Source organism: Lutibacter sp. (assembly GCF_040883305.1).
In the GTDB taxonomy this organism is placed as follows: domain Bacteria; phylum Bacteroidota; class Bacteroidia; order Flavobacteriales; family Flavobacteriaceae; genus Lutibacter.
Genome location: NZ_JBFLKT010000220.1, coordinates 1 through 11,279, shown reverse-complemented (window position 1 = coordinate 11,279; position 11,279 = coordinate 1). Strand labels below are relative to the sequence as shown.

Annotated in this window: 8 protein-coding genes; 4 read left to right on the top strand and 4 right to left on the bottom strand. The window is 30.5% G+C overall.

Annotation, left to right across the window (positions count from 1 at the left end):
* Positions 1-225 precede the first annotated feature (225 nt).
* Both AB1Z17_RS07005 and AB1Z17_RS07000 read left to right on the top strand, forming a co-directional pair.
* The gene (locus tag AB1Z17_RS07005; RefSeq protein ID WP_368051084.1) at positions 226-1,290 is read left to right on the top strand and encodes a PorV/PorQ family protein; all 1,065 of its coding nucleotides are present in this window, start codon (positions 226-228) and stop codon (positions 1,288-1,290) included.
* A 2-nt stretch (positions 1,291-1,292) separates the two neighbouring features.
* Positions 1,293-2,480: a DUF4105 domain-containing protein gene (locus AB1Z17_RS07000; RefSeq protein ID WP_368051083.1), complete on the top strand. Its 1,188-nt coding sequence runs from the start codon at positions 1,293-1,295 to the stop codon at positions 2,478-2,480.
* Between the two features lie 23 nt (positions 2,481-2,503).
* Here the strand turns inward: AB1Z17_RS07000 and AB1Z17_RS06995 are convergent, their stop codons facing one another.
* The 4 genes from AB1Z17_RS06995 to recG all read right to left on the bottom strand — a co-directional run bounded on the left by AB1Z17_RS06995 (position 2,504) and on the right by recG (position 7,836).
* Positions 2,504-2,713 (bottom strand): helix-turn-helix domain-containing protein, encoded by a 210-nt coding sequence (locus AB1Z17_RS06995; RefSeq protein WP_368051082.1) that lies wholly within the window; start codon positions 2,711-2,713, stop codon positions 2,504-2,506.
* A gap of 2 nt (positions 2,714-2,715) precedes the next feature.
* Entirely contained in the window at positions 2,716-2,910 is a 195-nt protein-coding gene (locus AB1Z17_RS06990) for a hypothetical protein (protein WP_368051081.1), read from the bottom strand.
* Between the two features lie 296 nt (positions 2,911-3,206).
* Positions 3,207-5,633: a phenylalanine--tRNA ligase subunit beta gene (gene pheT, locus AB1Z17_RS06985; protein ID WP_368051080.1), complete on the bottom strand. Its 2,427-nt coding sequence runs from the start codon at positions 5,631-5,633 to the stop codon at positions 3,207-3,209.
* Between the two features lie 97 nt (positions 5,634-5,730).
* Positions 5,731-7,836 (bottom strand): ATP-dependent DNA helicase RecG, encoded by a 2,106-nt coding sequence (gene recG / locus AB1Z17_RS06980; protein ID WP_368051079.1) that lies wholly within the window; start codon positions 7,834-7,836, stop codon positions 5,731-5,733.
* 113 nt (positions 7,837-7,949) lie between these two features.
* On the opposite strand from recG, the gene AB1Z17_RS06975 reads away from it, so the two are divergent.
* Both AB1Z17_RS06975 and AB1Z17_RS06970 read left to right on the top strand, forming a co-directional pair.
* Positions 7,950-9,158, top strand: coding sequence for an RsmB/NOP family class I SAM-dependent RNA methyltransferase (locus AB1Z17_RS06975; RefSeq protein ID WP_368051078.1), 1,209 nt, complete (start codon positions 7,950-7,952; stop codon positions 9,156-9,158).
* 484 nt (positions 9,159-9,642) lie between these two features.
* Positions 9,643-11,279 (top strand): endonuclease (locus AB1Z17_RS06970; RefSeq protein WP_368051077.1); only part of this gene is annotated, 1,637 nt, incomplete at its 3' end.

Below are 11,279 nucleotides of genomic sequence, written 5' to 3'. Positions count from 1 at the left end.
TTTTTTATCTGAAAGCTGCCACCCTTTTAATGAAGCGTCAGCAAATAATAATTTAACTTTTGAAGCGACTAAATATGGAGGACATGTTGGTTTTAATACTTCCTTCTTTGGAAAAGATTTATTGTGGAGCGAAAACCGAATTTTAAACTATATTAACCATATTATTTCTTAATAGTGAACGTTAACTTATAAAGTTTTTTTACTTTCGTTTAAAAATATATCATCTTGAAAAAATATTTATTACTTTTTTTATTTTCAACCCAAGTATTTACGGCACAAACTGTTCGTAAGTATTCTAACGAATTTTTAAATATTGGTGTAGATGCAGCCGCTTTTGGAATGAGTAAAGCAGTTGTTGCCACAAGTAACGATGTAAATTCGGCATACTGGAATCCGGCAGGTTTGGTAAATGTAAAAGATTTTCAAGGTGCCATTATGCACGCTGAATATTTTGAAGGAATTGCAAAATATGATTATGCCGCTTTTGCAATGCAAATTGATGAAAAAAGTGCTGTTGGAATATCAATAATTAGGTTTGGAGTTGACGATATTTTAAACACCACAGAACTTATTGATAATGAGGGAAATATAGATTATAACCGTATTAGCTTATTTTCTGCTGCAGATTATGGTTTAAATTTATCGTATGCTAGAAACTTAAATATTGAAGGGTTAAATGTTGGGTTAAACACTAAAATTATTAGAAGAATTATTGGAGATTTTGCAACTTCTTGGGGATTTGGATTTGATGCTGGGGTTCAATATGAAAAAAACAACTGGAAATATGGACTGATGTTAAGAGATATTACAACTACCTATAATTCTTGGAGTATCGACGAAAAAGAGTTTGAAAAAATACAAAATGCAATTCCAGATCAAAATCAAGAATTACCTGAATCTACAGAAATTACGCTTCCAAAAGCACAAGTTGGTATTGCAAGAAAGTTTAATATTTCAAAAGATTTTAATTTACTTTCCGAATTAGATTTTAATCTTCGTTTTACAAAAACTAACGACATTATTTCTTCAGATGCTCTAAGTTTAGATCCTGCTTTAGGTTTTCAATTAGATTATATAGATTTGGTGTATTTAAGAGCCGGTATTGGGAATATTCAAAAAGAATTACAATTTGACATGACTACTGAAACTTCTATACAACCAAATTTTGGTGTCGGATTTAAATACAAAGGAATTCAAATAGATTATGCCCTAACCAATATTGGAAACGTTGGTGCAGCGCTTTATTCAAATCTTTTTTCTATAAAAGTTGATTTTGAAAATTTTAGATAATTATGAAACTTAAATATTCTTTATTTTTAATTATAGTATTATTTTCAATTAGATTTAATGCGCAAATCAATCTTTCAGATAAAGCAACAGTAAGTGTTGTAACTTGTGGTCCTGGAAGTGAACTTTATTCAACTTTTGGTCATAGTGCTTTTCGAGTTTTTGATCCTGTAAATAAATTAGATAAAATATATAATTATGGAACTTTTAATTTTAACGCTCCTAATTTTTATCTAAATTTTGCCAAAGGAAAACTAACATATCAGTTGTCAACTTCTAGATTTGGCTTATTCTTACAAATTTATAATTACGAAAATAGGTGGGTAAAAACTCAAGAATTAAATCTTGATCTAGCTCAAGTACAAGCAACTTACAATTTTTTGGAAAACAATGCCAAACCATCTAACAAAGATTATCAATACGATTTCTTTTACAACAATTGCTCTACCAAAATAGAAGAAGTTATTAAAGGTATTTTAAAGGATAATGTGGCGTTTAAAAACAACCATATTACCTCACATAAAACACATAGAGATTTAATTGCAGATTATACTAAAAATCAAGAATGGGGGAAATTTGGTATTGATTTAGCGTTGGGTTCTGTTATAGATAAAGAAGCAAAAAAAGACGCTTTTAAATTTTTACCAGATTATATTTTTTACGCTTTTGAAAATGCAACAATTACTACTAAAAATGGAGTAAAACCATTGGTTAAAGAAACTAAAACCGTATTAAAACCTAAATCAAATGAGGTTTTAAAACCGTTTAGTTTTATAAATACACCTCTATTTGTTATTACTTGTATCAGTTTAATTATACTATTTTTTAGCTATAAAAACTTTAAAAATAAAAGCAGGTCTAAATGGTTAGATTTTTTGCTTTGCTTTATAACGGGAACTATAGGAATTGCCATTTTATTACTTTGGTTCGCTACCGACCATACTGCAACATATAAAAATTTAAATTTTTTATGGGCTTTCGCACCCAATTTTTTAATTGCATTTTATCTATTAAAATCGAAACTTCCAAAATGGATGTATTATTATAATATAAGTTTAATTGGTCTAATTATACTAATGCTGTTGGTTTGGATTTTTCAAATTCAAGTTTTTAATTTTGCATTGCTTCCGTTAATTATTGCTTTGGCAATTCGTTATTTATTTTTGATACATTATATGAATAAAAAAGTTTAAATGAATTTTAGATTCGAAAGATCTTATCCTTCTTTTGAATGTTCCAATAAATCTCCAGGTTGACAATCTAATGCTTCACAAACAGCATTAAGCGTACTAAACCGAATCGCTTTTGCTTTTCCTGTTTTTAGTTTAGATAAGTTTGCTAGCGAAATGTTTACAATTTCCGATAATTCGTTAAGTGACATTTTTCGTTTTGCCATCATAACATCTAAGTTTACAATAATCGCCATAGTTAAACAGTTTCTTCCAGTTCTTCCTGATACTCAACTCCTTTTGAAAAAATAATTGCAATAAAATAAATTACGGCTGCCATTAAAATAAATCCCTGACTATCTGCCCAAAGCTGGTTAAGTATGTCAATTGTATATCCACGATATTGTAAATTTTTGGCAGTCTGTCTAGCTAAAAAGCTTAAGAGTACATACAACCAGCCGAAAATTCCATATAAGAAAGCTAATAAAACAGATTTGTTTCTTTCCTAAGAAACTACAACTGCTAAACAGTTTCTAAACCAATGCCACTAGAAATTTCAGTTGTTATAAATTAATTAACTCCGCTCTGTTGACGTAACAGTCAATTGATGTTAAAACCATAAATAGAACTAGTAATTTTGTCTTTTTTAGTACGTTTTTTCATTATTTTAAACAGCATTAAATATACTGAACAAATAGTAAACTAAATAACGAACTCCAAAAAAAATAACTAAATACAAATTTTAGTAAATTATCTTAATGTTGCACCCACGTTTTTCTCAAATGTTTGTTGCAATTTTTGCATAACCTTATCTATTTGCTTATCGTTTAAGGTTTTATTTTCATCTTGTAATAAGAAACTAACTGCATACGATTTTTTTCCTTCTTCTAATTTATCACCTTCATAAACATCAAATAAATCAACTTGTTTTAGTAAATTCTTCTCTGCTTGAAAAGCTAAATTATAAAGTTCGTTAAAGGTAACTTCTTTGTCTAGCAACAAAGAGAAATCACGTTTAACTGCTGGGAATTTAGGTAGATTGGAAACATTAACAGTAGATTTCCCTCCTACTTTTAAGATATTCTCCCAATTAAAATCTGCAAATAACACTTCTTGTTTTATTCCAAATTCTTTATTAATAGAACGCTTTACCACACCTAAATCTACCAATTTAATCTTTCCTAAACTCAACGAAATTCCTTCAGAAAAAACATCGTTTTTTGTAGGTGTTGTTTTTGGTTTATCAATTCCTAAACGTTGTAATAATGCAATTACAATTCCTTTTAAATAGAAGAAATCAGATTTTCTTTGAACTACATTCCAACGTTCTTTTGTTCGTGCTCCAGAAACAAATAAGGTTAAATGCTTTTGTTCGGCATAACCACTTTCAAACTTGTGGTACGTTTTTCCAAATTCAAAGAATTTTAATGCATTGTTTTTTCGGTTAATATTATAAACAACAGATTCTAATCCGCTAAATAACAACGACTGACGCATAACATTCAAATCGTTACTTAGTGGATTTAACATTACTACATTATGATCTTCATTCAACATTTCAGACAACGAGACATAATCTGATTTTGTTAAAGAATTTGCCATAGTTTCATTAAAACCTTGTGCAACTAATTGGTTAGAAATAACGTTTTCTATTTTTACATCATCAAATTCAGAAAAAGAAATTGAAGTATTTAATTTGTGTGAAAATTCCACATTATTATAGCCATACACGCGTAAAATTTCTTCAATAACATCAGCTTCTCTAGTAACATCAACTCGGTAGGCAGGAATTGTTAATCCAATACCTCCTTCTGTTACACTATTAAATTTAATATCTAATGAAGCTAAAATATTTTTTACCGTTTCTTTTGGTATTTCAGCTCCAATTAAACGATTCATTTTTTCATAAGACAAAAACACTTGAAAATCTTCAAATTTTACTGGATAAAATTCTGCTATTTCTGATGAAACCTTTCCTCCAGCAACTTCTAAAATTAAAATAGCAGCACGTCTCAATGCATATTTTGTTATTGATGGGTCAATCCCTCTTTCAAATCTAAATGACGCATCGGTATTTAACGCATGTCTTTTCGCAGTTTTTCTAATTGCAACTGGATTGAAATAAGCACTTTCTAAAAAAATTGATGTAGTGTTTTCTGTAACTCCAGAATTTAAGCCTCCAAAAACACCTGCAATACACATTGGTTCTTCATTTCCATTACAGATCATTAAATCTTCTTCGTGCAATTCGCGCTCAACTTCATCTAACGTTGTAAATTTTGTTCCTGTTGGTAAGGTTTTAACAATAATTTTGTTACCTTTTACCTTTGAAGCATCAAATGCATGTAATGGCTGACCTAATTCGTGAAGTACATAATTAGTAACATCTACAATATTATTTATTGGTGTTAAACCAATTGCTTTTAACCTGTTTTGAAGCCAATCTGGAGAATCTTTAATTGTAATATCTGAAATAGTTACACCCGCATATCTCGGCGCTTTTTCTTCATCTTCAACAATTACATCAAATTTTAAAGTTCTATCATCTACGTGAAAATCACTTACCGAAGGAGAAATTAATTCTAAAGATATACCCTTTTGAATAAGACCTGCACGCAAATCGCGTGCAGTTCCATAATGGCTCATGGCATCTGCCCTATTTGGTGTTAAACCAATTTCAAAAACCTCATCTTTTTCAATATTAAAAACTGTAGCAGCTGGAGTACCAACTTTTAAATTTTCGTCTAAAATCATAATCCCATCGTGACTGCTTCCTAAACCTAATTCGTCTTCGGCACAAATCATTCCGTGACTTTCTTCTCCTCTAATCTTACCTTTTTTAATTTTAAAACCCTCACCTTTAGCGTCATACAATGTTGTTCCAATTGTAGCAACTGGAACAATTTGACCTTCAGCTACATTTGGCGCTCCACAAACTATTTGCACTGGCTCACCATTTCCTAAATCTACAGTTGTAACTTTTAATCTATCTGCGTTTGGGTGTTGAATGCAGGTTAAAACTTTACCAATTACAATGCCTTTTAAACTTCCTTTTATAGATTCTACAGTTTCCAGTCCTTCAACTTCAAGTCCTAAATCGGTTAACAATTCTCCTGTTTTTTCGGCTTCCCAATCAACCTTTAAAAACTGTTTCAACCAATTGTATGATATTTTCATCTTTAGATTTTATTTTTTTAACAAGATGCAAAGATAAACAAACCAACTTTAAACTTAAACCTTAAGCAACTTTTTTGATGGTTTAAATTGCATAATTTCAACTAATATTAGACCAAATGGTACTTTTTTTACTAATTTCTTGGTAAGCAATTCTAATAAAATGATTTTCAGGCGATTTTAATAAAGGATCTTTTGTTAGTACATCTATTGCAATAGCTCTTGCTTTTTTTAATATCTGCGTATCTTTAACGATATCCGCAATACGTAAATTTAACACACCACTTTGTTGGGTTCCCATTAAATTTCCTGGTCCTCGTAATTTTAAATCAACTTCTGCAATTTTAAAACCATCACTAGTGTCAACCATTGTATTCAAACGAATTTTAGCATCTGCAGATAGTTTAAAACTGGTCATTAAAATACAATAACTTTGCTCAGCTCCACGTCCTACTCTACCTCGTAATTGATGTAATTGAGACAAACCAAAGCGCTCAGCACTTTCAATAACCATAACACTTGCATTAGGAATATTTACACCAACTTCAATTACAGTTGTTGCTACCATAATTTGAGTTTCACCCTTTATAAAGCGTTGCATTTCGTATTCTTTATCAGCTGGTTTCATCTTACCATGTACAATGCTAATTTGGTAGTTTGGCAATGGAAATTCACGCGCAATACTTTCATATCCATCCATTAAATCTTTATAATCCATCGCTTCAGATTCGTTAATTAACGGATACACAACATAAACTTGCCTTCCCTTTGCAATTTCTTCTTTTAAAAATTTAAAAACTGATAATCGGTTAGCATCATATCTATGTGCTGTTTTTACTTCTTTTCTACCTGGTGGTAATTCGTCAATAACAGAAATATCTAAATCACCGTAAACACTCATTGCTAAAGTTCGTGGTATTGGTGTTGCTGTCATAACCAAAACGTGTGGTGGTAATTGATTTTTTTGCCACATTTTAGAACGTTGTGCTACTCCAAATCGATGTTGTTCATCAATTATTGCAATACCTAAATTTTTGAATTTCACTTTATCTTCAATAAGCGCATGTGTGCCTATTAAAATATTTAATTCACCATTTTCTAATTGATCATGTATAATTCTTCGCTCTTTTATTTTGGTAGAACCTGTTAATAATTTAATAGAAATATTTAAACCATCTAACAATTCAACTAACGAATTATAATGCTGTGTTGCTAAAATTTCAGTAGGTGCCATTAAAGCTGCCTGAAAACCGTTATCTAGAGCGATTAGCATAGTTAACAATGCCACAATAGTTTTACCAGAACCCACATCGCCTTGTAATAAACGATTCATTTGCGCATTTGAACCTAAATCTTTTCGTATTTCTTTTAACACTCTTTTTTGCGCATTGGTTAAATCGAATGGAAGTTTTTTATTGTAAAAATTATTGAAATTATCGCCTACTTTTTCAAAATTGAAACCTTTTATTTTAGATTTCCTAACTAGTTTTTTTCGAATAAGTTGTAATTGAATAAAAAACAATTCTTCAAACTTAAGCCTAATTTGTGCTTTTGTTAATAATTCTTGATTTTGTGGAAAATGAATATTTAAAAGTGCTGCTGTTTTTGAAATTAAATTGAGCTCATTTATAATTAGAACTGAAAGTGTTTCTGTAAAATCACCTTGCACCTCTTCAAACAAATTCTGAATAATTTTGGAAACAATTTTGTTTGAAATTCCTTTGTTTGTTAATTTTTCGGTTGAAGGATAAATGGGCTGCATTGCCGACCGCAAACTTTTTTTATAATCTTCTAGCAATTCCATTTCTGGGTGTGGCATAGAAAATAAGCCACTAAAAAAATTTGTTTTCCCAAAAATTACATAGGGAGTATTAATTTTTAAGGCAGCTTTTATCCATTTTGCCCCTCTAAACCAAACCAATTCCATAGTTCCAGTGCCATCTGTAAAAGTGGCAACTAGCCTACTTCCTCGCTTTTGTTGTACCGTTTTTATAGTAGTTATTTTTCCAATAATTTGAACTTCAGATGTGTTGTTTTGAAGTTGATTTATCTTAAAAAACTGAGTTCTATCTATATACCGATTTGGGAAAAAATTAATTAAATCACCCAAAGTATGAATCCCTAATTCCGATTTAAGCAAAGTGGCTCTATTAGGTCCAACACCTTTTAAATAGGCTATAGCAGTATTAAGATTGTAGTTTGGCATTTTATAATTGAAAGCACGAAGATAATAATTAGAACAGCAATAAACAATCTCTAAATTTAAAGGCTAACTTCTTAGCAACAAATTATGTATCTTTGCACCCTTAAATTTTTAATATGAGATTACACAGAAATTTAGTATTTACAGTTGTAGATGCTATAAAATTAATTTTTAATGAAGGAGAATATGCCGATAAAGTGGTTCAAAAAGCATTAAAACGCGATGCGCGTTGGGGAGCTAGAGACCGCAAATTTGTTGCAGAAACTATTTATGAAATGGTACGTTGGAAACGATTGTACAACGAAATAGCTGGAACAAAATCTCATTATTCAACAGAAAATGTTTGGAAAAATTTTCAGGTTTTTGCAATTTTAAAAGGGTATAAATTACCAGATTGGAACCAATTACAAGGGGTACCAGAAAGAAGAATTAAAGGTAAATTTGATGAACTTCAAAAAATAAGAGTCTTTAAAGAGTCCATTCCAGATTGGTTAGATGAGTTAGCTGTAAAAGAATTAGGCGAAAAACACTGGTCTAAAGAAATTACGGCTCTTAATATGCAAGCCGAAGTTATTTTACGTACAAATACATTAAGAACTAACAAAGCTTCACTAAGAAAAAAACTAGCTGATGAAGGAATTGCTACCGTTTTTATTGATGGCTATCCAGATGCATTAAAATTAGTAGAACGTGCTAATGTTTTTAGAACAGATTGTTTTAAAGATGGTCTTTTTGAAGTTCAAGACGCTTCTTCTCAATTAGTTGCCGCTTATTTAGATGTAAAACCAGGTATGAAAGTAATTGATACCTGTGCTGGTGCAGGAGGAAAAACATTGCATTTGGCTGCTTTAATGGAAAATAAAGGAAACATTATTGCCACCGATATTTACGAAAGTAAATTGAAAAAATTAAAAATTAGAACACGAAGAGCAGGAGTTCATAATGTTACTACAAAAGTATTGGATTCTACCAAAGTAATGAAGAAAATGAAAGGTACTGCAGACAGAGTTTTAATTGATGCTCCGTGCAGTGGGATTGGTGTTTTAAAAAGAAACCCAGATAGCAAATGGAAATTAGAACCAGAGTTTGTTGAAAATATAATAAAAACGCAAGCTGAAATTTTAGAAAACTATTCTAAACTGGTAAAAGTTGGTGGAAAGTTAGTATATGCAACCTGTTCTATATTGCCTTCTGAAAATGAAAACCAAGTAAAAGCATTTTTAAAAAACAACCCTAATTTTACTATTATTAAAGATTATAAAGTTTCGCCTTTTAAAACAGGTTACGATGGATTTTATATGGCTTTGTTAGAATGTAAAAGTTAGTTTCTAGCTCTTAAAATTAGAATTTTTACACAAAAAAATAAAGGTAGTGATTTTTTATCACTGCCTTTTTCTCTTTTCTATACTGTTTTCTTTTGATCATTTTTCGCCTGTATATCTTATTAAAAGAAAATATTAAATAAATAACTTATTTACCTATTCTATATTTTAAATTTTCTACTTTTTTTTACAAAGTGTTTTTATTTGTTGTTACCGCTCAAAATCGGATAATTAAGAGGTTAAGACACCTCTTAATTGATTGTATATTCATAATCAATATCATTTTATTTTTTTAACAAAAATGAGAAATAAAATGTTTTTTTATTTAAAAAATATACTAAATTTACAGCGGTAATACACCCCAATTTTACCAACTTTTAAAACTTTTTATACTAGCTATACTTGACTTTAAGAGTTCTTTAGGTTTTTTTAATACCCCACAAATAACCTAACCATTTATTTATTTAACAATTCATTCATTAACCCAATGAAAAAATTATTATTAGTATTACTATTTATTACATCTATTACCTCTTTCAGTCAAATTCCAACAGGTTATTATGATACAGCAACAGGAACAGGTTATGCACTAAAAACACAACTTTATTCTATTATTCTTGGTCATACGGATAATGGATATTCTGGTTTATGGACAACCTATCAAACTTCTGATAGAGATATTTTTTACGAAAATGATAATACTATTTTAGATATCTACTCTGAAGACCCTACAGGTGTTGATCCATATAATTATACATACTCAACCGATCAATGTGGTACTTATGCTGATGAAGGTGATTGTTATAATAGAGAACATATAATTCCACAATCTGTTTTTAGTGAACAATCCCCTATGCGTAATGATGCGCATTTTGTAATACCAACTGATGGAAAAGTGAATGGTTTTCGCTCAAATTATCCACATGGTAACGTAGCTAGTGCAACTATATATACCTCCGATAATGGAACTTTAGTTGGAACATCGGATGATGGATATTCTGGTGGTCCTGTATGTGAACCTATTGATGAATTTAAAGGTGATATTGCTAGAATGTATTTTTATTTTGCAACAAGGTATGAAAACTTAGTTTCAGGGTGGAGTTCTTATGGTATGTTTAATGGAACTAGTGACCAAGTATTTTCTGAGCCTTTTCTAACGATACTAATGACTTGGCATACAAATGACCCAGTAAGTACTCGTGAGATAGACAGAAACAATGCAATTTATGCACGTCAAAATAATAGAAACCCGTTTATTGATCACCCTGAGTATGTTGCTCAAATATGGAGTGCTACCGCTGATACACAAGCTCCAACAGCACCAACAAACTTAACTGCATCAAATATTACAAATACAACAGTAGATTTAACCTGGACTGCATCAACTGATAATGTTGGTGTAACTAGTTATGATATTTTTGTAGATGGTTCTTTATTTGATACTTCAGTATCTAATTCTGCTACTTTAACAGGGTTGACTATAAATACTAGTTATGCTATAACTGTTTATGCCAAAGATGCATTTGGAAATACATCAACTGTAAGTAATACTGAAAACATAACAACAACAAATATTATTGATACAACGGATCCAACAGTACCTACAGCCTTAATTGTAAGTAATGAAACTAGTTCTACTTTAGATTTAGCATGGACCGCATCTACAGATGATCAAGCTGTAAAAGATTATGACGTTTATTTAGATGGAAGCTATTTGGCAACTACTACTTTAACTACATATACAATTACTAGCCTAACAGCAGAAACCACCTACAGTTTATTTGTTTTAGCCAGAGATACTTCAGATAACGTTTCTGTTCTTAGTGTTGCAGTTGATGGAACAACAACTGCTATTCCAAGTTTTTGTGGTTCTGAAACGTTTACAAATTCAAATGCACCAACTGGCAGCTATGGAAATAATAGTTTTACTGGAGATAATGGAGTTACTTGGACATATGTACAATCTAGAGATGATGAAGGTTATTCAATTACAGGAACAGGCTTAATGCTTAGAAGATCTTCAGATAACAGTAAGGTAACTTCATCAACTGTTTCTTCTGGAATTGGAGATTTTACATGTAGCTTATTAAAAGGGTTTACAGGGGCCGGAAATAGACAAGTAGC